Raw genomic sequence first — 24,197 nt, 5'->3', positions numbered from 1 at the left:
AACGTAGGATAACTTTCAGCCAGACAAGAACGTAGGGGAACAATAGTGCAGGAAAAGAGCAACCGTAAGCGGTGGATAGCACTGGCCGCAGCGGCAGCAGTACTGGTGGTCGGCGGCGCAGTGGGTGTGGCCGTTGCCAGCGGTGCTTTCGACGGCGGAAGCTCCTCTGCACAGACACCTGGCCCGTCCTCCTCTCCCAGCGAATCTGCAGCACCGGCCGTTCCCGTCAAGTTCACGGCCGAACCCGCTGACCAGTCGGTGGAGGTCAACCCCATCACGGTTCCTGCGCTCAAGGTGGAGCACGGGACCATCGATTCCGTAAGCCTGGCGCCGCTGGGCGGAGGCGCAGAGGTCAGCGGCGACCTGGCGGGCGGGAAGACCGAATGGACGGCGTCCGAACCCCTGAAGTTCGACACGGAGTACACCTTCGAGTTCACCCTGGCGGACGCCAACGGCAAAACCACCACCTCTTCGCAGACGTTCCATACGGTGACCGCGCCGCATGAGGCCAACGCCTTCATGGGACCGCTGGACAAATCAGTGGTCGGCGTCGGGCATCCCATCGAAATCAACTTCAGCGAACCGGTGACCAACAAGACCGCGGTCGAAGAGGCCATCACCATCACCAGCTCGAGTGGTCAGGCCGGAGCGTTCTACTGGATTACGGACAACAAGGTCCGCTACCGCCCGGAGACCTTCTGGGAACCGAACTCCACCGTCACCGTGGACATGGCACTGTTCGGTGTGGACTTCGGCAACTCGATGATTGGCAACTTCAACGAGACGCGGACCTTCTCGGTGCATAACAGCAGGGTCGCCGTCGTCGATAACGCAACCAAGACCATGCAGGTCTTCATTGACGGGCAGCTCACCCGCACCTTCCCGGTAACCCTCGGCGACGAACAGTGGCCCTCACCCAGCGGCTATCAGGTGGTGATGAGCCAGCACGCCACGCTGCCCTTCCGGGCCGAGAGTATTGGCCTGAAACCCGGCGACCCGGACTATTACGAGCCTTTCGACGCGTCCTGGGCCAGCCGGCTGACCAACAGCGGCGTGTTCGTCCACCAGGCACTGCCGGGCGCATTGGGCGCATTGGGTGTCATTAATGTCTCCCACGGCTGCGTCGGAATGTCTCCCGAGGGCGCGAAGTACTTCTACGACACCTTTGAGCCCGGTGACCTGGTGCAGGTGCTGAACACAGGTATTGGCCCGGCAGCGGTGTGGGACGGCTACGGCGACTGGAATGTCCCCTGGACTGAGTATTCCACCCAGCCCAAGGCCTAATCCCGGCGGCGCCCGAACACGAAGTAGGAGATCGGGCCCACGAAGTTCACGGCGCAGGCAGCGCTCCACGCGGCCCGCGAACCGCGGATCTCGCTGCGGGGCCGGCGCCAGATATCCACCAGGGCGGCACCGGCCAGCAGGAACTGGACGGCGGAGAGTATGCCCAGGCCCTTCTTCTGCTCTGCGCTGAGGTCCTGGAAGGACTTTTTCTTACTCATGGGTTCTCCTTGTTGCAGTTCGGTAAGCGGTTAAGTCAGGGCGGCTGATCACCGGCCGGTGCGGAGCTTGAAAGCCTGCACCTGTTCGAGGACCAGCTGCACAACGGCGGTGAGGACTCCCAGGTTAATCAGGCTTGGGGCCGCATAGCGCAGTCTTTGGCTCCAAGGTTCAGTCACGTAACCGTAGCTGTTGGGCTGCAGGTAGGAAGGTTCGGGCGGGAAGATCAGGTCCGCGAAAAAACCGAACAAGCCCAGGAACAATAAGCCACCCGCCAGCACCCAGGCCACCATCCGGTATTTGCGCTGCCGAAGCTCCAGGTCCGCCCAGGCCTTCGGTGTGGCTCCCGGCTGGTGCTGCGGGGCATCACTGATTTCCACCACCTGCGGCGCCTCATCGACGGCGTCCCGGAAAACCCCGTCACCGCCGCCGCGCTGGTAGGCCTCGTCATACCGTGGATCGAAGTCGCTTTGTTTGCTGGTCATGGCGCGGCCATCCCCTCATTTGTGCGGACCTGGGCGGTCGAGGCGGCGGGCGGCAGAACCTTCCTGCCACCCGCCGTCGTCCGACCCTGCCCTCCCCCATTGATGCAGCAAACTGTAACCGATCCTCTCCCGGCCAGGCCGGAGCGGCGGCCCTACTTGGCCAGGAAGGCCAGCAGGGCTTCGTTGACCTCGGCAGCGTGGGTCCACAGCAGGCCGTGTGGGGCTCCCTCGATTTCCACATAGTCGGCGGACGGCAGGGCCTTGGCGAACTGCCGGCCGGTCGCATCGATGGGAAGGATGTTATCTGCCGTGCCGTGCACGATCAGGGCCGGAACATCGATCTTCGGAATGTCCTGCCGGAAGTCGGTCAGCCAGGTCGGCTGCGCTGCGGCCGCGGCCACCGGACTCGCCGAAACCGCCAGGTTCCAACCGGCGTTGATGACCTCCTGGCTGAGCCGCGGGGTGCCCAGCAGGTCATCGGCGTTGTAGAAATTCTTGAAGAATTCGGTGAAGAACGCGTACCGGTCCGCGGTCACCGCCGCCAGCAGGCCGTCAAACACCTCCTGCGGAACGCCCGTGGGGTTGTCATCCGCCTGCAGCAGGTACGGTTCCAGCGAACCCAGGAAGACGGCTTTGGCGATCCGTGCCGAACCGTAGGTCCCCAGGTACCGCCCTACCTCACCCGTGCCCATGGAGAAGCCGGCCAGGACGACGTCCTGCAGCTCCAAGGTGGTCAGGATGGTGTCCAGATCGGCGGCGAAGGTGTCGTAGTCGTAGCCGGTGGCCGGTTTGGAGGACTTCCCGAAGCCGCGCCGGTCATAGGTGATAACCCGGTAGCCGGCCTCCAGCAGCGCCGCCGTCTGCTTTTCCCAGGACGCCCCGTCGAGCGGATAGCCGTGGATCAGGACCACGGGCTGTCCCGCACCGTGGTCCTCGTAGTAAAGGTCGATGGAGGTGCTGTTCTCGCTGCCAACACTGATGTGGCCCATGGTGTTACTCCTGTCCTCGACGGCGGCGGAAACGGTCCTTCCCGCCGGTATCCCCACTGTAGGCAATGCTTGCCCTAGGGTTTGGTGTCCAGTTCCCGGACGACGCGGGCCGGATTGCCCACGGCGACGGCGTTCGCCGGCAGATCCTTCGTGACAACGGCGCCCGCACCCACCACTGTGTTCTCTCCGATGCTCACCCCCGGCAGCACGATCACTCCGCCGCCGAGCCAGACGTTGTTCCCGATGGTGATCGGCTTCGCGGCCTCCAGCTTGTCCCGCCGGGGTCCCGGCTCGAGCGGATGGGTGGGGGTCAGCAGCTGGACGTTCGGTCCGATCTGCACGTCGTCGCCTATGGTGATGGGTGCGACGTCCAGGGCGGTGAAGTTGTAGTTGATAAAGGTCCGTGCGCCGATGCTGATGTATTTGCCGTAATCGACGTAGAGCGGCGGCCGCACCTCGGAGCCTGCGCCAAGTGCTCCGAGCAGTTCGGTCAGGAGTCCTGCGGCCGCCTCTGGTTCCTGCGGCCAAAGGCGGGTGTAGCGGTCGGCCAGGGAGATGGCCCGCCGGCTGTCTGCGGCCAGTTCCGCGTCGTCGGCGATATACAGGTCTCCTGCCTGCATCCGCTCCCGCATGGACCGGTTATCTCCCTCGAAGTAGTCGGTCATGGCACTCCTTCCGGACGTTCTGAAGAGAAATCACTCCCTTCAAACCTATCTGTCAGGCAGGCTGAGGAAAATGTCAGGGGAGGGACATTCCGCCTTTGACCAGCACGTTTTCGTGCAGCTGCTGCCATCCTTCTTCGGTTATGTCATTCCGGTCGGTGTAGCCATCCACCACCAGGGCTGCTGTGCCGGCTCCGGGGACGCTGTGGGCGAGGACCAGGCCCTGCCCAAGCCCGCCGCTGCACCCGGCGGACCAGCTTTCATCCCGGTCCTCGAAGACGATGACCAGGCAGTGGTCGGTGCTGCTGCGGGAAACGTAATAACGCTCTGTCCCCCTGGTGGTGAGGTACCGGACCTCGTCGCCGCCGGTTTCCAGCCTCACCCAGCTGGGAAGAATGTCCTGTTCGCCGGCGTCGGCGTCGAAAATGCCGAACGGGGGCGGCGGCGCCGAACAGCCGCCCAGCGCCAGGGCACCCGCTGCAGAGAGGGCAGTCCACCCCGCCAAAACCGCGTTTCGGCGCCAGTGCGCACGCCGTACCGCCTCCTGTGATGTCCCCATTTCTGCTCCCCCTTTTGATGCCGCCCCCAACGGCCGCAGATTACCGGGAGACTACCACCGTTCCGCTGCGGTTTCCGGAGCCCCGTTACAGGGAGCTGCCAACCAGGCTGAGTGCCAGGACCACCATAAAAACACCGATAGCCAGGTCCAGGACCCGCCAGGCGGCGGGCCGGGCGAACACGGGGGCCAGGAGGCGCGCCCCGAAACCGAGGGCGCTGAACCACAGGATGCTGGCCGCGACGGCTCCGGCCGCGAAGACCCACCGGCCATCCGGGCCGTGGGAGGAGGCCAGGGAGCCGAGCAGCACCACGGTGTCCAGGTAGACGTGCGGGTTAAGCCAGGTCAGGCTCAGGCAGGTGAGGACCGCCGCGGCCAGTGTGCCCCGGCCCCCGCCCGTTGCCTCCAGTGCGGCCGGCCGAAAGGCACGTTTGAAGGACAGCACCGCATAAGCCAGCAGGAAAGCGGCTCCGGCCCAGCGGATGGCGTCCAGGGCCAGAGGGGCGGTTTCCGTGAGTTTTCCAATCCCAGCCGTACCCAGCAGGATCAGCACCGCATCGCTGAGGATGCAGACGGTGAGGACGGGGAGCAGGTACTCCCGGCGGATGCCCTGCCGCAGCACGAAGGCGTTCTGCGCCCCGATCGCGATAATGAGGGCCAGGCCGCTGCCGAGGCCGGTGAAGAAGGGGGACAAATCTACTGTGCTCACCCCTTGACGCTAGGCGGTGCGAGCCTCATGAATCCAACTAAAACTTCTAACGAAAGTTTAGAATTGTTAATGTGGATCTGAATTCCGAGCAGCTGCGTGCCCTTTCCGCCGTGATCGACCACGGCGGTTTCGAAGCGGCAGCTGCCTCCCTGCACGTCACCCCATCGGCGATCAGCCAGCGGATCAAGGCTTTGGAGAAGCAGGTGGGTGCTGTCCTGGTCCGCCGCGGCAGACCGGCCGCAGTCACGGAACCGGGGGCTGTCCTGCTGCGGCTGGCCCGGCAGGTGGCGGCCCTGGAAAGCGACGCCGCGCGGCGGCTGGGACTGGACGAATATGCAGGCCGGCCCCGGGTCCAGCTGGTCATCAACGCGGACTCAATGGCCACATGGGTCCTGCCGGCCCTTGCGCCCCTGCAGGACATCAGCTTCGAGTTCACCCTGGAGGACCAGGACTACTCAGCCGAGAGCCTGCGCAATGGCACCGCCATGGGGGCCGTAACCTCCAGTTCCACAGCGGTGCAGGGCTGCTCGGTGGAGCCGCTGGGCATTATGCGCTACCAGCCGGTGGCCAGCCCGGACTTCGCCCGGCGCTGGCTGGCGGAAGGATGGACCCGCGTTTCCGCCGCTGCGGCGCCCATGGTGGTGTTCAATCGGAGAGACTCCCTGCAGCAGAGATTCCTGTCGGATTGCTTCGGGCCCGGCATCGCCCCACCCCACCATTTCGTTCCGGCATCCTGGGATTTCCTGCAGGCAACCCGGCTGGGCTTCGGCTGGGCCGTTCTGCCGGATCTGCAGGCAGCACCGCTGCTGGCCGACGGTTCGCTGGTGCTGCTCGCGCCCGGGCGCACCCTGGATGTCCCGCTGTTCTGGCAACAGTGGCGGGTGGATCTGCCGGCCCTCTCCCGGGTTGCCGGAGCGCTGACCGGTGCTGCGGCCAGGGAACTGGCCTAGAACGGATTCACTGCAGGGCAGACTCACCGCTCAGCCGATGGTAGGTGCGGTCGTGGTAAACCAGGGGCGCGGCGGCCGGCCCGGTGTGAATATCCAGCACAGCGGCGGCGATCAGCGTCGAGCTGCCGGCCTGGGTGAGGGACAGCACCCGGCAGACAAGTGCCCGGGGCACTCCCTTGAGCAGCGGCTCGCCGCCCGGCAGTGTTTCCCATTCCAGGTCCGGCCCAAACCGCTCCGACCCACGGGCGGCAAAGAGGGCAGCCAGCCCGGCGTTTTCAGCGCCGAGCAGGTGCACCACGATGGTGCCGGCGGCGGCAATAACACCAGCCGAGCCCTCGGTCGAGGCCAGCGAGAACGCCAGGATGGGCGGAACCGCGGACACCGAGGTGACTGAGGACGCCGTCAATCCCACGGGCCCGGTGGGCCCTGCGGCGGTAATGATCGCGACGCCGGCGGGGTGGCCCCGGAACGCGTCCTTGAATTCATCCACCACAGGGTTGGTAACTGCCGTTGAAGTCATAACCCAAGCGTAGAACCTCAACAATAGTTGAGGTCAAATCTACGGTTCCAGATCTACGGTTCCAGCAGCGGTGCACCGTGCGAATGCAGCCCGGAAGCATCGTCCGGATTGACGAAGCTGCACTCGGCCAGGGTCAGGCAGCCGCAGCCGATACAGCCGCCCAGCCGGTCCCGCAGGGCCTCAAGCTGGTGGATCCGGCTGTCGAGGTCCTGGCGCCAGGCCATGGAGAGGCGCTGCCAGTCAGCTTGGTCCGGAACGCCGTCGTGAGGCAGTTCCGCGAGGGCGGAGGCAATATGCGACAAGGGAATACCGGCCCGCTGGGCAGCACGGATAACCGCCACCCTGCGCAGCACCGAGCGGTCGAAACGGCGCTGGTTTCCCGCCGTCCGGCGGCTCTGGATCAGGCCCTGCCGCTCATAGAAATGCAGGGCGGACACGGCCACTCCGCTGCGTTCAGCGACCTGTCCTACTGTCAGTTCACCGGGAACCCGGGTTTGTCCGTCCATATACCTGCACTGCCCTGCCTGCCGACACCGCCGGCTGCAGCTCAGCCGGTTGCTGAGTCCATTAAACCAAGGGGCGGGACGGCATGGCCGTACCGGAAGAGATTCTGCGGATCCCAGGCGGCCTTGGCCGAGCGCAGCCGCTCGTAGGCCTCCGGTTCCCACGCGCGGGCCCTGTCCTGTTCATCACCCGCGGGTCCATGGAAATTGATCAGGCTACCGGCGGCGTAGGGTTCAAAACCCGTGGCGAGGCGAACCAGCGCTGCCTCGACGGCATCCTCCGCAGGGAGCCCCGGAACCCCAAGGATGAAGAGGTGGAAGCCGGCACTCCGGCCGGATACTGCGTCCGGTACCGCGGGATCCGAGGCCAGGGCTCCACCCAACAGGCGAAGTTCGGCCATCACCAGGGGCGTGTCCGAGCCGGGACCGATGTGCCTGAGCAATTCCGCTGCACCCTCCTCACTGAAGTCAGCGAGCAGCATGCCGCGTTCCATGCTGGGCATCGGGCCCGCGGGATCGTCATGAATGGAATCCACGGCCCCGTAATCCATCGGGCCAACGGTGTCCCTGAGCAGCGGAAGCGCACGCATCGGCCCGATCAGTGCCTCGCCCTCTTCCCGGCCGCCAAAAAACCCAAAGCGCAGCAGGACCGGCGCGCTTCCCCGGAGCTCCTCCGGAACGAACGGAACATCCGGAAGGTGCATAAAGGCCAGCGACGCCGATGCCTCGTGGGGCAGGCCCGGTGCCCACTGCCGGAAAGCCTCCAGCACGTCTCCGGCGGCTGCTTCCGGGAACACCATCTGCCCGCCGTAGAAGTCCCCCAGCGGCACTGCCCCAAAAGTCATTTCCGTGACTATTCCGTAGTTGCCCTTTCCACCGCGCAGCACGGCGAACAGTTCCGGCTCCTGGTCCGGATCGACGCGGCGCACTGTTCCGTCCGGTGTCACGACTTCGAGGCTGCGCACATGGTCCGCAGCGAATCCGAGGGACCTGCCCATCAGCGGGAGCCCGCCGCCGAGGGTGTATCCGACTACTCCCACGCGCGAACTGGACCCATGGGCAGCGGTGAGTCCCAGGGGCACCAGTTGGTCCAGGACAGCGGACCACCGGACTCCCGCTCCCACTGTGACTGTCCCCGCCGTCTGGTCCACTGCGACGTCCTGCAGGCGTGAGGTGTTGATCAGCAGGCCTTCGTCCATGGGTGCCGCAACGCTGTGCCCGGTCGCCTGCACCGCGAGGGGGATGCCGCGCTGCGCGGCCCAGGCCACAGCGCCGGCAACGTCACCGGCGTCGAGCACGCCCAGGGCTGCGTCTGGCCGGTGGACCTGGGCCAGGTTGTAGGACGCAGTGTCCTCCGCGTACGCGGCGTCACCGGGCAGGCTCACGATGCCGCGGACGCTGCCGCGGAGTGCTTCAAGGTCTGGTTCCTGGATCATGGCTGCTCCCGGCGGTTGCGGTGGTTATCTTCGGTGCTGGCGGATACGCCCGGCCTGAGCACCGGAAATCTGCTCACAGGGTATGCACGCTCTCCGCGCACGCCAAGGGTGGGCGGGAAAGACCGTGCCGCCGCCGCCCGGGCCGCCCGCACCCGCGCCCGCGCGCACCAAAGTCTGGTATCTCTCAGCCTGCTTGGTGTTCACTTGGTACATGAGAGCCATCTGGAAGGGTGCCATAGCGTTTGGGCTGGTCAACGTGCCGGTCAAGGTCTATTCCGCCACCGAGGACCACGATGTCAGCCTCCATCAGGTGCACGAAAAGGACGGCGGCCGCATCCGGTACCAGCGCCGCTGCGAAATCTGCGGTGAAGTGGTGGAGTACAAGAACATTGCCAAGGCGTACGACGACGGCGAGCAGACCGTCGTCCTGACCGACGAAGACCTCGCTTCGCTGCCGGTGGAGAAAAGCCGGGAGATCGAGGTGGTGGAGTTCGTGCCCAGCGACCAGGTGGACCCGATTCTCTTCGACCGGACCTATTATCTGGAGCCGGACTCCAAGTCCACCAAGTCCTATGTGCTGCTCCGCCGGACTCTGGAGGAATCCGAGCGCACCGCGATCGTCCAGTTCTCCCTTCGGCAGAAAAGCCGGCTGGGTGCACTCCGGGTCCGCGGCGATGTCCTGACCCTGCAGACCCTGCTCTGGGAGGACGAGGTGCGCGAGGCCGCGTTCCCCTCCCTGGAAGAAAGCGTCCGCATTTCGGCAAAGGAGCTGGAAATGTCCTCGGCACTGGTGGAATCGTTCAGCTCCGATTTCGATCCCTCCGGCTTCACCGACGAGTACCAGGAGCAGCTGCGCACACTGATTGAAGCCAAGCTGGAAAAGGGTGAGGCCCTGGATACCCAGGAAACCTTTGGCGAAGAGCCCGAGGAAGAGGGCGGCAAGGTACTCGACCTGATGGAGGCCCTGCGCCGCAGCGTGGAGAAAAACCGCGGCAGGAAGGCTGGGTCCGCTGAGCAGAAGGACAGCGGGGGCAAGAAACCTGCGGCGAAGTCCGCCGGCAAAAAAACCAGGAAAGGTGCCTAGGCATGGCCATCACCAGATTCTTCCGCGACCGCACCGGGAGGCAGACTGTGTTCCAGCTGCCCAACCTGCCGCTGCTGGCCTGGGCCGGTTTCGGCGCGGCCTCCGGCATGGCCCTCACACCGCGCTACCGCACCCTGCTGCACCGGGCGAGCCAGGGCTCCATGCTGTGGTGGGCCGCCGGGGAAGCCTTCCGCGGCCGCAGCCCGTTCCGCCGGACGATAGGCGCCGCGGCGCTCGTGCGGTCACTGACCCGCTGACGGCCCAGCCCTACTGGCGGTAACCCTCGACTTCACTCACGGGCCTCACGGCCGCGTCGTCCGGGTTCTCTCCCACCTCCAGGCGGGCACGGCGCTGCCGGAGCAGGTCCCAGCACTGGTCCAGCTGTTCACCAACCCGGCGGAGCTGCTCGGCGTGCTGTTCCGGGTCTGTTGCGGGACCGGCGTCGCGCAGTGCCTGTTCGCGCTCCACCAGTTCCTGGATCTGCTGCTGAATTTCTGAAGTGTCCATCCACCAACGCTAGCCAGCAGCGAAGTCCTGCACCAGAGCCGGCTCCCTGGGCGGATCAGTTGAGCAGTTGCCGGAGAAAGCCCGAAAACCCTTCGGGTGTTCTGCCGTCACGTCTCCCGGAGGTCACCGCCCGGATCCAGTCGGTGGCAATCCAGGCCACACCCGCTGCTTTCATCCGTTCGGCCAGGTGGATGTCCTCGTGGGCCGCTTCGGGCCTAAAACCGCCGGCCGCGGAATACGCTGCGGCGGAAAAACCCAGGTTGGCACCGTTCACGTGCGGATGGCCTTCGATGAGCTGATGGCGTGAGTGCCACCTGGTCAGGTGCTCGGCGGTCAGATCGGCGGCGTCCGGGACGACGGTGCCCAGGATCAGCCCGTGCCCCGCGGCGGCCAGCTGATGCTGCGTCAGCAGCCAGTTGCCGGGGACCACGGTGTCAGCGTCGGTATTAGCGATCCACCCGGCACCCGCCCGCAGCATCGCGTCGACGCCAAGCGCCCGCGCTGCCCCGACATTTCCGGCGGCGGTCTCCAGCAGGTGCAGCTCCAGGCCGAGCCCGGCGCCTGCCTGCGCGGCTGCCTCCGCTGAGCCGTCAGTGCAGGAATCAAGGACGACGGCGACGCTCACCCGGAGGGGACCTTCGGCTGCCACTGTTTCGACGGCCGCCGCCACTGCGGCCAGGCAACGCGGCAGGAGTTCTTCCTCGTTACGGGCTGGAATGACGACGCCGGTGTGGCGTGGGGTCACAGCAGCCCTTCTCGTTGGGCCAGTGAGCGCACCGACGAGGCCGGCCCTGGGACCAGGACATCAATCCGGAAGTCAGCTTCGACGTGCTCGGAGAGCAGCGTCAGTCCGCTGCCGGTGCGGAACGCGTTATGCACGGTATCGCCGGTCAGCGGCCAGCCGTTATTCGGATGCCGCCAGTGGCACAGCAGCAGCACACCGTCCTTCGTCAGGGATGCGGCTGCCTGCTTTACTGTTTCCTTCAGCTGGCCGGCAGTCAGGAAATAGCCGATTTCGGAAATGAGCACCAGATCAAAGGTGTCCCGGGGCCAGTCAACCGGAATGCTCCCTTGGACAAACTCCACGCCGCCGGTCCCGGCGAGACGCGCCCGGGCAAGGTCCAGGGCACGGTCACTGATGTCCATGGCCAGCACCGAATCTGCACGTCTTGCCAGCTCGGCGGTAAGGACACCGATCGAGCATCCTGGTTCGAAGACTGAGTGGAAACGTTCCTGCGGCAGCATGGCCAGGGTCAGCGCGCGTTTGCGGTGCTCATAGAAACTGCCCTCGAAGTTCCATGGATCCTGCGAAGCGGAGTAGAGCTCATCGAAAACCCTGCGCGGCGGGCGCGGTGCCGTGACGATGAAACTCTCGAACGGCCGCTGGAAATGCGCCAGCACCTCAGGTGCCAGCAGCGCCTCATCTCCCGGTTCCTCCGACAGCCGGGATACCTGGCTGCGGTGCGCGGCCATTGCGCGTGCCTTGCGGTCCGCCGCTTCGGCATCCAGCGGGAAAAGCCGGAGTCCTTCGGGCAGATCCCGGGCGGTGCCCCAGTGCCAGAGCCAGATGGGATATTCCAGCAACGGCATACGCGCGGCCTCGGCCACCTCAGCGGCAACGGCACCCGCTGTGTCGTGGTCCGTGTGTCCGTCTGCCCGCGCCGGTGCCACAAGCCAGGTCTCGCCGTCGTGCTGTTCCAGGACCGCTTTGAGGGCCCGGGCCAGCTCTTCACGGTGGGCGCTCAGTTGACCGTCAGGAAGCCCCAGCAGGTGGACTGCCGCCCCGGGTGCCAGCTGGGCGACGGCGTCACCCAGCTCCTTCTCCCTGAGGTTGGAGAGCATCCTGGGCGTATGTGTCGGTGAGTGCGGATGCGAGGCTTCGCCGGCCGTCGCCACCACCACGTCGACGGCTGCACCGGCAGCTCCCATGGCCGCGATTAACCCGCCGGAACCCAGGGTTTCGTCGTCCGGATGCGCTGCAAGCACCACCAGCCGGCGGGGATTCCCCGGCAGGATCTCATGAACGCCGGGCACGCCTCTCAACAGGGGCAGCCAGGCTTCCTCGGTGCGGGTCGGATCCTGATGCGTGAAAGTCACCATGGTTCTCCCCCGCCGGCCAGGAGCGCCTTCCCCAGGGCCGCGTGGTCCCGTTCGGCGTGGTGCTGCCGCACATACACCTGAAGGTCAGCAACCCGCCTGGCGTACTCCTCGTCGGCGGTCAACGGACCCGGACCCAATCCATGCGCGGCCGCTGCGAGCACCCGCTCAGCAGCCCCGGCTGCCACGGCGCGGACACGATGCGCCAGGATGGCACCGGTGGCACCGTCCGCCCGGCCGGCGTCAACGTCCTCCGCTGCTGCGGCCAGCACCCGGCGGGCAGCATGCAGGGACGCATCCGCCTGGCCGATCAGCATGTGGGCGATCTGGTCCGGTTTCCGGTCCCGGCTGGCACTGACCAATCGGCGGGCAACTCCCACGGCACCGCCGTACCAGCAGGCGGCCACCCCCATCCCGCCCCAGGCGAATCCGCTGCGGTCCAGATACCAGTTGTCACCACCCACCGGAACGGCGGGAACGCCGTTAAAATCGACCGCGGTGCTTTCCACCGAGGCCAGGCCGCGGCTGACCCACAGCCCGCGCCCTTCCCGGACACCGGGAAGCCGGAGGTCGACGGCGAAGGCGCGGCGGGCCTGCGGTCCGGTGTGGGCGGTGACAACCGCGTAGTCCAGCTGCCCTGCCAGGGAGCACCATGGTTTTGTGCCGGTGAGGTGCCAGCTGCCGTCGTCGTGCTCCCGTGCGGACAGGACCGCCCCTGGTGCCTCCGCCGCATAAACACCCCAGGCGCCGGCAAAGGAATCCATTCCGTCTGCGGCATATCTCCCGTCCGATTCTTCCTCGGCAGCCTGCGCCAGGATGGCAGCGGCATCCAGATGGGGTTCAACCACGCGGGCCGCGGTAAGGTCCGCTGCGCCGAGGGTGGCCAGCAGCTCCCATAGCCGGAACGTGGACCCCTGCCCCGGCAGGGGGGCGAGAGCGCCTGCCGGCTTAATCAGCGACAGGGCCGCTACGGCTGAACCATTGGTGTCAACAGCCAGTGTTCCCAGGTCCGCGAGGGCAGCCACCTCATCGTCCGGAAGCGGGTCGAGCCGGAGCTGGACGGGGCGGATCATGAACCACCTCCGGTGCTGCGGCTTCCAGCGAGGGGCATCATGGACCCCATTGCCCGGGGAAAAGCAAGAGTCGGCTCGTTCGGCACGGACCCAGCTCCTTTCTAAGCGTGCTTCCTAATTTACAACCTGGAGAGGCAGGACGCCGAAACTGAGGTAACACTAAAATTGCCGGACCCCCGCCGGGAAATACACACATACGGAAGGCACGGCTTTCCAGCCGTGCCTTCCGTTGAACCTGCTGCTAGTTCGGAATGCTGCCTTCTCCGGGGGAGCCCCGGCTGCCGCTTCCGCTGCGGACGCGCTGATCCCCGAGAACGAAACCGAGAATGATCATCACGGCTCCCAGTCCAAGGTGCAGCCAGTTGTCCGCCCAGTTAAACGGCACAAAGTTCCAGGCCCCGTTCAGCGGAATGATCAATCCGTAAATAAACAGGAGCAGGTACAGGACGCCAGCACCGATGAGGTACGTCTTGGCGGATGAATGTGTTCTGGCCATCCACAACCCCAGGAATCCAAGGAGGAGGTGAACCACATTGTGCAGCACGGAAACCTGGAAAACTCCAAGCAGGACGGCCTCGGAATCGTAGCCGGAAAAGTAGAGCGCACTGTAGTTAGTGGTTATTCCGGGGATAAAACCAAGGACGCCGATCACCAGGAAAACAATGCCAAAAACAAGGGCTGCCACTTGGGCGGTTGTCCTTCGGGCGGAAAGCCCTTGACTGCTGCTTGCGTATGACATGGCCAACTCCTATCTCCGGCGGAGAGTGTGGACTCCGGCCATACGGAGGCCCGTAATCGTACGCATTAAACTGTGGCACAGTCACTGCCGGTTGGGAAGTAGGCTTACTATCTCCCTTCGGGGGTGGCGACCGGAGCGGGCAGGAACCTTGACGGATGGCCTCCGAACCTGTGGGCTGGAGGCCCGCCCAGGAAGGACCGTCATGGAGTCCCTTTGGATCGATACCGCGCCAGCCATTCCCACGGACCCCTTCGCCCCGGGCACGTCCTATGACACGGTGGTTATCGGAGCCGGACTCACCGGCCTGGTGTGCGCCGTCCTGCTGGCCCGGGGCGGCCAGCGGGTGGCGGTGCTTGAGGCACGCCAGGCCGGGGCGGTCACCACCGGCCACACGACGGCAAAAGTCAGCCTGCTGCAGGGCAGTGTGGTTTCCGCGGTGGCAAAGCATCACAACACCGGAACCGCTACCGAATACCTCGACGCAAACCGGCGGGGAAAGGATTGGCTGCTGCAGTTCTGCACCGATGCAGGGGTCAGTTATGAGGTGCGAGATGCCTGGACCTACGCCGTCACGGACCAGGGTGCGTCCGTCCTGGCGGAGGAACGGGATGCCTGCCGTGCTGCGGGCCTGACTGTTCAAAGCAGCAAGGAAACCGGGCTCCCCTTCCCCGTCCAGGCTGCCCTGAAACTCCCTGGCCAGGCCCAGTTCCACCCGATCGAAGCACTGGCTGCACTTGCCGCGGAATTGAGGCGGCGGTCGGGGGTGCTGGTGCAGGGAATCCGCGTCACGGATGTGAGGCATACCGGCGACCGGATACGGGTCGTGACTGCCGCGGGCGATCTGGAGGCCGATTCTGCCGTCCTGGCAACAGGAATTCCGATTCTGGACCGCGGCGGATACTTCGCCGTTGTGAAGCCGATGCGTTCCTACGCCGCAGCTTTCCCCGTGACCGGCCCGGTGCCGGAAGGCATGTACCTCTCCGTGGATCAGCCGGCCAGATCACTGCGGACGGCGGAAGCAGGAGGCGGCAGGTACCTCCTGGTTGGCGGGAATGGGCATCCTGTGGGCCGGGCCGCCCACACCAGGGACCGGCTGGCGGATATCTCCCGCTGGACCCGCGGGCACTTTGCTGTGGAGGAAGCGCACTATCAGTGGTCTGCGCAGGACTACCAGCCGGCGGCGGCCGTCCCGTACGTGGGAGAGCTCCCGGTGCTTGGACGGCGGATCTACGCTGCGACCGGGTTCAACAAATGGGGAATGACCAACGGCGTGGCTGCTGCCCTCTCAATCAGCTCCCGGATCCTGGGCGGGCCGGATCCTGCCGGGAATCTCTTTAAAGCCAGGATCAGCGTCCCCGATGCCGTGACGACCATGAAAGACAACACCGAAGTGGCACTGCAGATGATCAGCGGCTGGGCCGGTGGGCTGGCCCGCAGCACCGATGCCGCGCCAGGTGAAGGGCTTGGCATTGTTGTGCGGGAAGGCGGGTCCCCGGTAGCAGTTTGTACTATCAACGGCGTGACAACCCGGCGGTCCGCCATCTGCCCGCATCTGCATGGCATCCTTAGCTGGAATGACGCCGAAACTTCCTGGGACTGCCCACTGCATGGCTCGCGCTTCAGCGCCTCGGGTGAGCTGCTGGAAGGCCCGGCTGTCCGGGACCTGGACCCGGCCTGATGCCGAGTGCCCCTGATTACGACGGCCTGTGACCTGCGAATTCACCTTAAATCCGCAATTTTAGCGCAAGATACGGTAAAGCCCGGTTCATAATACAGATCAACCCCTGCACCCCTCGTAGAATAGTGCTGTTTGTATCCAAACCGCTCTTTGAACCTAACAAATTGCGGAATTTTTCTGGGGGCCCCTTTTGCGCAGGTTGCTTGCTCTGCTGCTGTCCTTTTCCGTTCTGGTAACCGGACTGGTGGTGCCGGCCCTGCCGGCCGCAGCTGCCGACACCGGGTTGTCCCTGGGGAAGGAGGCACCGGACACCGTCCTCGTTAATGGGTCCATGCCCTACACCCTCACGGCCACCAACACAGGCAGCGCAGCGCAGTACAACGTCTCCTTCCGGGATGTCCTGCCCGCAGGCGTCGGTTACGTCCCGGGGAGCACCACACCGGCAGGCAACGAGCCGCTGGTGATCGCAGACAAGCCCCTCCCAGGGTAAACCACCCTCATTTGGCGTGATGCCTTCGACCTGCAGCCCAACGATTCAAACGGAATCAGCTTCAGCGTTACCGTGGACCCCGCCAGCCATCCGGTGGGCAACACGTTCAGCAACAATGCCGATGTGTACTCCAACACGAACCCGCGCACGGTGCCCGCCTTCGCCCCGGACGGCACGGCCCGGACCACAAGCTTCTCCGCCTCAGCAGCCAGCGGCCCGGTATCAACGGCCGTGACTGCCCTGGAAGTTGCCAAGTCCGAGCCCAGCCCTGAAGCGGAACTCCTTCGCGGAGTGCATACCCAGACCACCGTGTACACGGTCAAGGTCACCAATAACTCCTTCGCTGCTACCGACGGTGTACTGGTCACGGACTATCTGCCCGCAAACCTCGAATTCCTCGGATGCGGAGCCGTGGATAACAGCGGATCGATCGAATATTCCGGAGCCCCCTGGCTGACCGGAACACCCGTTGTTGCCTCCTGCATCGTCCCGAAGTCGGTGGAGACGGTCCAGAATCCTGCGGGATACCCGGCCGGTGTTTACACGAAGGTTGTCTGGGAACTGGGCACCATGGCTACCGGCCAGGTCACCGAGATCCGTTATGCCGCCGGCGTACCGCTGCTGGAGAACACCCTGTTCACAAATGCTGCCGCCCCTGAAAGCCTGCTTCAGGCCGCCAACCTGGACAACAACACCGGCGCCCCGACCCGTCAGGTGGATGGTGGCGACGAGGCCACCAACTATGTGGAAGCCGCCGGCCGGTACTCCGGCAAGGTGGAAGCCGATGGTCCGCCCGCGGTGACGACAAAGGCCCAGCACACCGTGACCGTGCACGACCTGCGCATCCTCAAGTCCTCCAACGTGCAGAAATTCGATGCCGGCGAGGTCGTCACCTATACACTCCGGCTCGATGCCAGCGAGTACGCGTCCAGCAACGGCATCGTCATCACCGACGTCCTTCCTGACGGATTGTGCCCACTGGGTACCTACACCGGACAACCCGCTGATTGCGGGCTGAGCGGTCATGAGCCCTCGGTTCCCTACACCTCTGTCACCCATGACCCGGCGGCCGGCACCTTCACGCTGAAATTCGAACCGAACGTCCAGGTTGATGCCAACGGCAGCATCACGCTGACGTACAAAGCCCTCATGCGGAAGGACTACAGCGGCGGCTCGCTGAACAATACTCCGACCTCCGCCGGCGACTCCTTCGAAAACAAGGTCTCCCAGACAGCGGACACCACCCCGATCCCGGCGAATACCGTGGATGCCGGAACAATCAGCGTGACCGATCCGTCGTCGGCTGGCCTGAACACCGACGCCGAGTCGCTGACTAAGAGGATCGGACTCGATTCCGCTCCGATGACGTGTTCGAGCGCCGAGTACCGTGCCGACCCGACCGGGGCAGAGGACGTCACGTTCGCCAAGGGTGACCGCGTCTGCTTTGAGATCCAGGTGAAGTTCTCCAGCGCCGTGGAAACCCGCAACGCCGTTGTAACTGACTTCCTGCCCGCCAACCTCACCTACGAGGATGGCTCCGCCACGGTGTCCGGGTTCACCCCCCGGGCACAGTTCAGTGCGGACCAGGGCCTGCTCACCTGGACCTTGGGCGATGACGTCAGCGGAAGCCGGGTAGTTCCGGCCGGCAGCGTCTTCACCGTTGTCTTCAGCGCGATCGTTAATGCCGCTCCGGCCCAGACCGGGGACAAGACCGGGAACCTGGCCAAGCTGCGTGCCACTAACACCGCGGGCCAGGCCCGTTCGCACCGCGATGAGGTCAATTTCCTGACCGAAAAAACCCCGGTGAGCATCGCGAAGTCAGCGTCCTCGGCCCAGGTGCGGCAGGGAGACAACGTGACCTACACGCTTGCAGTGGGTAACACCTCCTCCCGTGCTGTGAGCAACGTTCAGGTCTGGGATGTGCTCCCGGAAGAAATCCGCTGCACCGACGTCACCAATCCGGGCGGCGGCACCTGCACCGACCCCGGAGCAGCCGGACACCCCACCTTCGCGGGCAATGCGGACCACAGCGCCTTGACCTGGAATATCGCTGACATCGCACCGCGTGCCAGCCATGATCTGACCTACGAGGTCACGATGCCCTCCTACCTGGGCGTTTCCGAGCGGTTGACGAACACGGCTCACGTCCGTTCCTACGAAGCAGCCACCAACCTGGGCGGCACCGTCACGCACTACCCCGGCGAGAACATTGACACTTCTGTGGACAAGTTGGATCAGGATCCCGACCCGGTCCGGGACGATGCGCTGGTCCAGGTTCCGTCTGCTGCCGTTGCCAAGGGCGTGACTTCGGCAGTAGGCGAAGCAGGCAACACCGGTTCGGAACCGGTGCCCGGGTCCACAACCCAGGCAACCATCGGGGAAAAGGTGACGTACACCGTCACCGCCCGCATTCCGGCAGGCACCACTGTGTACAACGGAGTGCTCAAGGACACCATGCCCGCTGGCCTCGCAGTGCTGCAGGACAACGGCCAGCCGAAGGTCAGCGCCACCGTTCCGGCGGGCTACACCGGGAGCACCACTCCAGCGGTGGGAACCGATGGCACGGTCACGCTGAACCTTGGGACCTATCAGAACAGCACACCCCAGGAGCAGGTTTTCACCCTGCTCATTGAGGCCGTGGTTACCGATCTCCAGGCCAATGCGGCCGGCACCATCCGGACCAACACCGCGACCCTCTCGAGCGGCGCCGGAACGTACCCGGGGGCGACCGGCCCGGCAGACCGGACCGCCACCGCCCAGACCGGCATTGTGGAACCGGCACCAGGAGTCACCAAAACCAACGACCGCCCCGCCTCCAGCCAGACGGTCAAGGGCGGCGATGTCATCACCTACACCGTTACCGGGCGCAACGCTTCCGGATCGGTGCTGCACAATGCGGTCCTGACGGATTGCCTGCCGGAAGGACTGCGGCTGACCAGCACCGGTTTGGACAACCGGGTCCTCACTGCCGCGGAGGCCGGCTGCGCGGCCGGCAGCACCCTCATCAGCTGGAATCTCGGCGACCTGGCCCCCGGAGCTTCGGAAGTGCGCACTTACACGGCCGAGGTGGAAAACGCGACGGCCGGGTCACTGATCTACACCAACACCGTCCGGCTCGCGGGCAGCAGCCTGACTGCTCCCCAGGCAGACGGCGATGTCCGGACCTACACCACCCAGGCAACAAGCGCAGTCAAGGTGGCTGGCGCAACCGTAACGAAGACGGCGAACCCTGCCTCAGCGCGCAAGGGTGAAACCGTTACGTACACGGTCACAACCACGGTTCCCGCCAACATCAACTTCTACAACCTCACAGTCCTGGATACCCTCCCGGCCGGAATCGACATCAACAGCATCACGCCTGTGGGTGCGAATACGACCTATCTGGGCGCCGACGGACAAAAGGCCGGCTTCCTGCTGGGCGATTTCACGGCAAGCCCCCAGGAACGGCTCCTCGTTGTGCAGTACACGGCAAAGCTGGCCACCACCGCAGCACCAGCAGCCGGGACAATCCTGACCAACACGGCCTACCCGGTCTGGGACACGGTCAGCCAGCCGGCGCCCACAACCCCGGCCTATCCCTTCGATGAGGAGGGCCCGAAGGCTTCGGCCACCGTCAAGGTCCTGGAGCCCAAGGTCAGCATCACCAAGGTGGTCTCCGACACCACGCCGGAACCCGGCGAGAACTTCACCTACACCGTCCGGGCAACCAACTGGAGCGGCGCCAACGCCAGCACCGCCCACAACGTGGTGGTCACCGACGTCGTACCTTCCAATGTCCTGGTCGACGCTGCCTCGCTGGGCAACGGCGGGACCCTGCAAGGCGCCGACCCCCAGACCGGGGGCGGAACCATCACCTGGACCATCTCCCAGATCGCACCTGGAGCAACGGTCCAGCTCACCTACAACGCCACGCTGGCGGCATCCGGGAAGCTGACCGCGGCGGGCCTGAGGAACACCGCCAAGGTTTCGTCCTACACGTCGCTGCCGGGAACGGACCCGGCTGACACTGGACAAACCTATACAGGCCCCGAAGCGACGGCGACCGTCACACCGGACTTCCCGAAGCTGGCCGCCGCCAAGACCACTCCCGGCGGCGGCATCGCTTACCGGGGACAGCCTTTCACCTGGCAGGTCACGGTAACCAACTCCGGCCGGGGAACGGCCTTCGCCGCCGGCGCCACCGACACGCTTCCGGAGAACTGGACCTACGTTGCCGACAGCGCGCGGGTCAGCGTCAACACCGGCGCTGCAGCCGCCGTCGAACCCAATATTTCCGGAGTCCGGAACCTGACCTGGGCAAGGCTCGGTGATCTGCCCTCCGGGCGGTCGCTGACGATCACCTACCAGGCCGTCCCGGCGACCGAGGCAGCGGTCGGCATGGCAACCGCACACCGCAACACGGCAACGCCCACAGGCACCGACCGGACAGGTGAACCCGGCAACCAGCCCGGGAGCTACTCCGGACCGCCCACCAGCGCGGAAGCGAAGATTGCCTCTGCTGACCTCTCGATCGAGAAGACGGTCGGCACGGCCCCTGTGGCCGGTTTGAACGGCTCCTGGGTCCTGACCGTGACCAACAACGGCCCTGATACAGCAGCCGGACCGTTCACAGTGAAGGACACTTTCGACCTGCAGAATACCGCCACGGTCACCGGTATGTCCGGTACGGGCTGGACCTGCCAGATCGGAACGATGGAGTGCACACGGACAGGGACACTGGCATCCGGTGCCTCGTTCCAGCCGATCACGGTCACCTACTCGGTCATCGGAGGCGGCCAGGGCGCCGTCCTGACAAACACCGCACGGGTCACCGGGCAAACCCATGACCCGGTCCCGGAAAACAACACCGATACCGCCACGGCAACCGTCACCGCCCATGCGGACCTGGTCCTCAGCAAGGAGCTGACCGGTTCCATGGTGGCCGGGCAGCAGGCCACGTACAAGCTGAGCGTCAGCAATGCGGGGCCGTCCGTTTCCCGTGGCGGGTTTACGGTCACGGATACCATTCCGGCCGGCACCAGTTTCGTTTCGGCCTCCGGAACTTACTGGACCTGTGGAGCGCTGACGGACAGCAAGGTCATCTGCAGCTATGGATCCGATCTGCGGGCCGGAGACAAGGCCAACGATCTGAGCCTCGTGCTGGCAGTGGATTCCAGCACGACGGCGGCGGTCACCAACACGGCCACCGTCACTCCGGTCACCCCTGAAGCTCCGGACGGAGAACCCCAGCCGACTGGAAACAACACGGATACCGCCACGGCAACTCCCGGACAGGTCACAGACCTTGGCATCACCAAGGTCCTGTCCTCCCAGGACCTGGTCGCCGGCCAGCAGGCCACCTACACCGTTGCCGTCACGAACTACGGGCCCTCCGCGGCCCGGGACGTGGTGGTCACAGATCAGCTGGATCCCCGCCTGACTTTTGTCTCCGCTTCAGGAAGTGACTGGACGTGCTCCGCCGTGGACCAGGATGTCTCCTGTGCCTACACGGCAAATGGAGGTGTGCTGACCCCGGCGTCACCGGCGGTCCCCACCAGCTTCGATCTGACCGTCCTGGTCTCCGCGTCCAGCGGCGGCGCCAGCATTGCCAACACGGCGTCGGTTTCCACCAGCACCCCGGAGACCGGTCCCGCGCCGAACACCAGCACCAGCACCGGGCCCACCACGGCCCGCGCCGATCTTGCGCTGGCCAAATCGCACACCGACGCAGCGGTAGCCGGACAAAACCTGGCGTACACCCTGGTGGTCAGCAACAACGGGCCGTCGAATTCGAGCCTTGCTGCCGGTGGCGGTTCCCTGGCCGTCACGGATACCCTGCCGGCTGGCATGTCCTTCGTATCCGCCAGCGCCGGCTGGAGCTGCACTACCGCAGGCCAGCTGGTTGCCTGCAACTATCCGGGCAGCCTGGCGCCCGGCGGGACAATCTCGCTGGTCATGACGGTGGCCATCGCCGCGGATGTCCAGGGCCAGCTTTCCAACACCGCCTATGTGACCGGTGACGGTACGGTTCCGGACCCGGATCCGGCCAACAACCACAGCACTGATCCGACCACAGTTCTCCGGGAGTCTGCGCTCTCGCTGGTCAAGACCCTGGACACGCCCGCACCGGTCGTCGCCGGAACCACCGCCCAGTTCACCCTGCAGGCGGCGAACGCCGGCCCCGGCAACGCCGAATCGGTGACAGTCCGGGACACCCTCCCGCAGTACCTGACCTTTGTCTCGGCGTCGGGTGCAGGCTGGTCCTGCGAGGCTCACGGCCAGGATGTCCTGTGTGAACGGCCGACGGCGGCGCTCGGCGCCCAGCCGCCGATCACGGTGCTGGCCGCAGTGGATCCGGCGGTTCCGGTATCCCCCGCCAACGGGGTCCTGACCGTCCAGAACGTTGCCGAACTGACCAGCGGCACGCCGTCGACCGTCACCAATCCCGCGCCGGTGGATGTACCGATCATTGCCAGCGCCGACCTGGAACTGACCAAGGCGCCTTCGGCCGCGGTCGTCGAGGCCGGAACAACCATGGACTGGGCCCTGGCTGTCAGCAACAACGGGCCAAGCACGGCAACCGGTCCGCTGACTGTCACCGATACGCTGCCCGCGGGCCAGAGCTTTGTGTCCGCAGCCGGCACCGGATGGATCTGCACTCCTGGTGCGGCGCCCACCGGCCACGATCCCCAGCAGTCCATCTCCTGCACCTATGCCGGTTCGCTGGCGCCAGGTGAGTCCGCGGAACCGCTGGTCCTGACCGTGATGGTTGCGGCGGACGCAGCGGAAGCGGACATGGTGAATACCGCCGTTGTCTCCTCACCCACGCCCGATCCCGCGCCGGCGAACAACACCGGAACGGCCACGGTATCTGTGGACCGGGTCCTCTCCCTGGACATTGCCAAGTCTCACGTCGGCAACGGCACGGTCGGAGAGGTGAAGGACTTCCGGCTCACGGTAACCAACACCGGAACGTCCGACGTCCAGGACGTCCAGGTCACTGACGTCCTCCCGGACGGACTGACGTTTGAATCCGCCACGGGGAACGGCTGGACCTGTACTGAGGCCAGCGGCACCATTTCCTGTGACCATCCGGGGACCCTCGCTCCCGGAGAGTCCGCGGATGACATTATCGTCACCGTGATGGTGGAACCGGCTGCCTACCCCTCGGCAGTCAATACGGCAGCGGCTTCCTCCACGGACCCGGACCTGCCCGGCAGCGTAACAACGGACGACCGGCTCGACGTCGATCCTTCAGCCGCGCTGGCACTGAACAAGGTCCACAACGACGGGTTCGCCGTCGGCAGCCAGGGAACGTACACCCTGACGGTTACCAACACGGGACCGACAGCAACTCCCGGGCCGGTGGTTCTTTCCGACGACCTGCCGGATTCCCTCCGGTTTGTCTCCGCGGCCGGTGACGGCTGGTCCTGCACCGCCACAGACCAGCTGCTTGACTGCGCGCTGCCGGGCGAGCTTGCCGTCGGTGCCTCGGCCGAACTGGTGCTGACTGTCGATGTTCTGGCCGCCGCGTATCCAGAGGTTGAGAACACGGCCACGGCCAGCGCTCCGGGCTCTCCTCCGGTGAGCTCCACCGACACGGCACCCGTCCTTCCGCTGGTGGACTGGAACATCAAGAAGGAACTGGCGGGCTACTCCAACCACCAGGCCGACTACCTGATCACCGTGACAAACACCGGCCAGAACACCTCCGTATCTCCGGTGCGTGTGACGGACAATCTGCCCGCGGGACTGGAGTTTGTTTCCGCAGAGGGAACCGGGTGGACCTGTCCGCCCGCCGGTTCACTGGTTGAATGTCTCCACGATGCCGGGATCGCGCCGGGCGAGAGCCGGGAGTTGACGGTGTCCGCGAAGGTAACCGCCGCGCCGGGAACCGTGGTCGAGAACGTTGCGTCCATCACCGGCGGCGGCGGGTCCTCGGCAGGCTTCCCGGTGCCGCCGGTGGAACCCGGGCCGGCGCTGCCGCTCGATAAGGATCCGTCAGCCGAAAGCGGTCCGGCGCTCGTGGAGGCTACCACCGACGGCAAGCTGGCGGACACCGGCAGCTCTGGAATGCTGATGCTCTGGGCCGGGCTGCTGATCCTGCTTGCAGGAGCCGGAGTCCTCTGGCTGGAACGCCGCCGGAGGGGAACACCCGCCTAGCCGGTCTTCCGGAGAAAGCCTCGGCACCGTGCGGTTGAGACCGCAGGTGCCGAGGCCCACCGTCTGAGCCGGCACAC

21 protein-coding genes are annotated in these 24,197 nt (G+C 65.5%); 7 read left to right on the top strand and 14 right to left on the bottom strand.

The window, feature by feature from the left end:
• Nucleotides 1-45 precede the first annotated feature (45 nt).
• Nucleotides 46-1,284 carry a L,D-transpeptidase gene (locus AL3_RS10935; protein ID WP_066300592.1) on the top strand — a complete coding sequence of 413 codons (1,239 nt, stop codon included), beginning with the start codon at nucleotides 46-48 and terminating at the stop codon, nucleotides 1,282-1,284.
• On the opposite strand, the gene AL3_RS10930 is transcribed toward AL3_RS10935, so the two are convergent.
• The 6 genes from AL3_RS10930 to AL3_RS10905 form a co-directional block, all read right to left on the bottom strand.
• Entirely contained in the window at nucleotides 1,281-1,502 is a 222-nt protein-coding gene (locus AL3_RS10930; RefSeq protein WP_066300590.1) for a PLD nuclease N-terminal domain-containing protein, read from the bottom strand. The genes AL3_RS10935 and AL3_RS10930 overlap by 4 nt on opposite strands.
• 48 nt (nucleotides 1,503-1,550) lie before the next feature.
• Nucleotides 1,551-1,985, bottom strand: a complete 435-nt coding sequence (locus AL3_RS10925) for a hypothetical protein (protein WP_066300587.1) — start codon at nucleotides 1,983-1,985, stop codon at nucleotides 1,551-1,553.
• A 152-nt stretch (nucleotides 1,986-2,137) separates the two neighbouring features.
• A complete protein-coding gene (locus AL3_RS10920; protein WP_066300585.1) occupies nucleotides 2,138-2,974 on the bottom strand; it encodes an alpha/beta fold hydrolase in 837 nt (278 codons plus the stop codon).
• A 74-nt stretch (nucleotides 2,975-3,048) separates the two neighbouring features.
• Nucleotides 3,049-3,639, bottom strand: a complete 591-nt coding sequence (locus AL3_RS10915; protein WP_066300583.1) for a sugar O-acetyltransferase — start codon at nucleotides 3,637-3,639, stop codon at nucleotides 3,049-3,051.
• Between the two features lie 73 nt (nucleotides 3,640-3,712).
• Nucleotides 3,713-4,195, bottom strand: coding sequence for a hypothetical protein (locus tag AL3_RS10910; protein WP_157075267.1), 483 nt, complete (start codon nucleotides 4,193-4,195; stop codon nucleotides 3,713-3,715).
• A gap of 85 nt (nucleotides 4,196-4,280) precedes the next feature.
• Complete coding sequence (locus AL3_RS10905) at nucleotides 4,281-4,901, bottom strand: LysE/ArgO family amino acid transporter (RefSeq protein WP_246168359.1); 621 nt, start codon at nucleotides 4,899-4,901, stop codon at nucleotides 4,281-4,283.
• Nucleotides 4,902-4,972: 71 nt separating this feature from the next.
• Here AL3_RS10905 and AL3_RS10900 point away from each other — a divergent pair, with 71 nt between their 5' ends.
• Complete coding sequence (locus AL3_RS10900; protein ID WP_066300571.1) at nucleotides 4,973-5,851, top strand: LysR family transcriptional regulator ArgP; 879 nt, start codon at nucleotides 4,973-4,975, stop codon at nucleotides 5,849-5,851.
• A 7-nt stretch (nucleotides 5,852-5,858) separates the two neighbouring features.
• Here AL3_RS10900 and AL3_RS10895 read toward each other — a convergent pair whose 3' ends face one another.
• From AL3_RS10895 to AL3_RS10885, 3 genes are read right to left on the bottom strand one after another with little or no spacing between them, the layout of a single operon-like run.
• Complete coding sequence (locus tag AL3_RS10895) at nucleotides 5,859-6,371, bottom strand: flavin reductase family protein (RefSeq protein WP_066300568.1); 513 nt, start codon at nucleotides 6,369-6,371, stop codon at nucleotides 5,859-5,861.
• 53 nt (nucleotides 6,372-6,424) lie between these two features.
• On the bottom strand, nucleotides 6,425-6,877 hold the full coding sequence (gene soxR / locus AL3_RS10890; protein ID WP_066300565.1) for a redox-sensitive transcriptional activator SoxR: 453 nt from the start codon (nucleotides 6,875-6,877) through the stop codon (nucleotides 6,425-6,427).
• A gap of 41 nt (nucleotides 6,878-6,918) precedes the next feature.
• The gene (locus tag AL3_RS10885) at nucleotides 6,919-8,310 is read right to left on the bottom strand and encodes an FAD-binding oxidoreductase (protein WP_066300560.1); all 1,392 of its coding nucleotides are present in this window, start codon (nucleotides 8,308-8,310) and stop codon (nucleotides 6,919-6,921) included.
• 211 nt (nucleotides 8,311-8,521) lie between these two features.
• Here AL3_RS10885 and ku point away from each other — a divergent pair, with 211 nt between their 5' ends.
• Together ku and AL3_RS10875 are read left to right on the top strand one after the other, a co-directional pair.
• The gene (ku, locus tag AL3_RS10880) at nucleotides 8,522-9,394 is read left to right on the top strand and encodes a non-homologous end joining protein Ku (RefSeq protein WP_066300556.1); all 873 of its coding nucleotides are present in this window, start codon (nucleotides 8,522-8,524) and stop codon (nucleotides 9,392-9,394) included.
• 2 nt (nucleotides 9,395-9,396) lie between these two features.
• Complete coding sequence (locus tag AL3_RS10875; RefSeq protein ID WP_066300550.1) at nucleotides 9,397-9,651, top strand: hypothetical protein; 255 nt, start codon at nucleotides 9,397-9,399, stop codon at nucleotides 9,649-9,651.
• Nucleotides 9,652-9,661: 10 nt separating this feature from the next.
• Here AL3_RS10875 and AL3_RS10870 read toward each other — a convergent pair whose 3' ends face one another.
• The 5 genes from AL3_RS10870 to AL3_RS10850 all read right to left on the bottom strand — a co-directional run bounded on the left by AL3_RS10870 (nucleotide 9,662) and on the right by AL3_RS10850 (nucleotide 13,810).
• On the bottom strand, nucleotides 9,662-9,901 hold the full coding sequence (locus AL3_RS10870) for a DUF2630 family protein (RefSeq protein WP_066300548.1): 240 nt from the start codon (nucleotides 9,899-9,901) through the stop codon (nucleotides 9,662-9,664).
• Nucleotides 9,902-9,956: 55 nt separating this feature from the next.
• Entirely contained in the window at nucleotides 9,957-10,646 is a 690-nt protein-coding gene (locus AL3_RS10865; protein ID WP_066300546.1) for a glycosyltransferase family A protein, read from the bottom strand.
• The gene (locus tag AL3_RS10860; protein WP_066300544.1) at nucleotides 10,643-12,001 is read right to left on the bottom strand and encodes a bifunctional PIG-L family deacetylase/class I SAM-dependent methyltransferase; all 1,359 of its coding nucleotides are present in this window, start codon (nucleotides 11,999-12,001) and stop codon (nucleotides 10,643-10,645) included. Before AL3_RS10860 ends, AL3_RS10865 begins: the two co-directional genes overlap by 4 nt.
• Nucleotides 11,995-13,071 carry an acyl-CoA dehydrogenase family protein gene (locus AL3_RS10855; RefSeq protein ID WP_066300542.1) on the bottom strand — a complete coding sequence of 359 codons (1,077 nt, stop codon included), beginning with the start codon at nucleotides 13,069-13,071 and terminating at the stop codon, nucleotides 11,995-11,997. The genes AL3_RS10860 and AL3_RS10855 overlap by 7 nt, the downstream gene beginning before the upstream one ends.
• A 241-nt stretch (nucleotides 13,072-13,312) precedes the next feature.
• Nucleotides 13,313-13,810, bottom strand: a complete 498-nt coding sequence (locus tag AL3_RS10850) for a DUF4383 domain-containing protein (protein ID WP_066300540.1) — start codon at nucleotides 13,808-13,810, stop codon at nucleotides 13,313-13,315.
• A gap of 202 nt (nucleotides 13,811-14,012) precedes the next feature.
• Between AL3_RS10850 and AL3_RS10845 the strand changes: the two genes are divergently transcribed.
• From AL3_RS10845 to AL3_RS10835, 3 genes are all read left to right on the top strand, one after another.
• Entirely contained in the window at nucleotides 14,013-15,488 is a 1,476-nt protein-coding gene (locus AL3_RS10845; RefSeq protein ID WP_066300539.1) for an FAD-dependent oxidoreductase, read from the top strand.
• A gap of 190 nt (nucleotides 15,489-15,678) precedes the next feature.
• Nucleotides 15,679-15,978, top strand: coding sequence for a DUF11 domain-containing protein (locus tag AL3_RS10840; RefSeq protein ID WP_151723841.1), 300 nt, complete (start codon nucleotides 15,679-15,681; stop codon nucleotides 15,976-15,978).
• 72 nt (nucleotides 15,979-16,050) lie between these two features.
• A complete protein-coding gene (locus AL3_RS10835; RefSeq protein ID WP_066300535.1) occupies nucleotides 16,051-24,120 on the top strand; it encodes an isopeptide-forming domain-containing fimbrial protein in 8,070 nt (2,689 codons plus the stop codon).
• Nucleotides 24,121-24,197 lie beyond the last annotated feature (77 nt).

Source organism: Arthrobacter luteolus NBRC 107841 (genome assembly GCF_001552075.1).
Lineage (GTDB): Bacteria > Actinomycetota > Actinomycetes > Actinomycetales > Micrococcaceae > Arthrobacter_B > Arthrobacter_B luteolus.
This window is presented reverse-complemented; position numbering and strand designations above follow the sequence as displayed.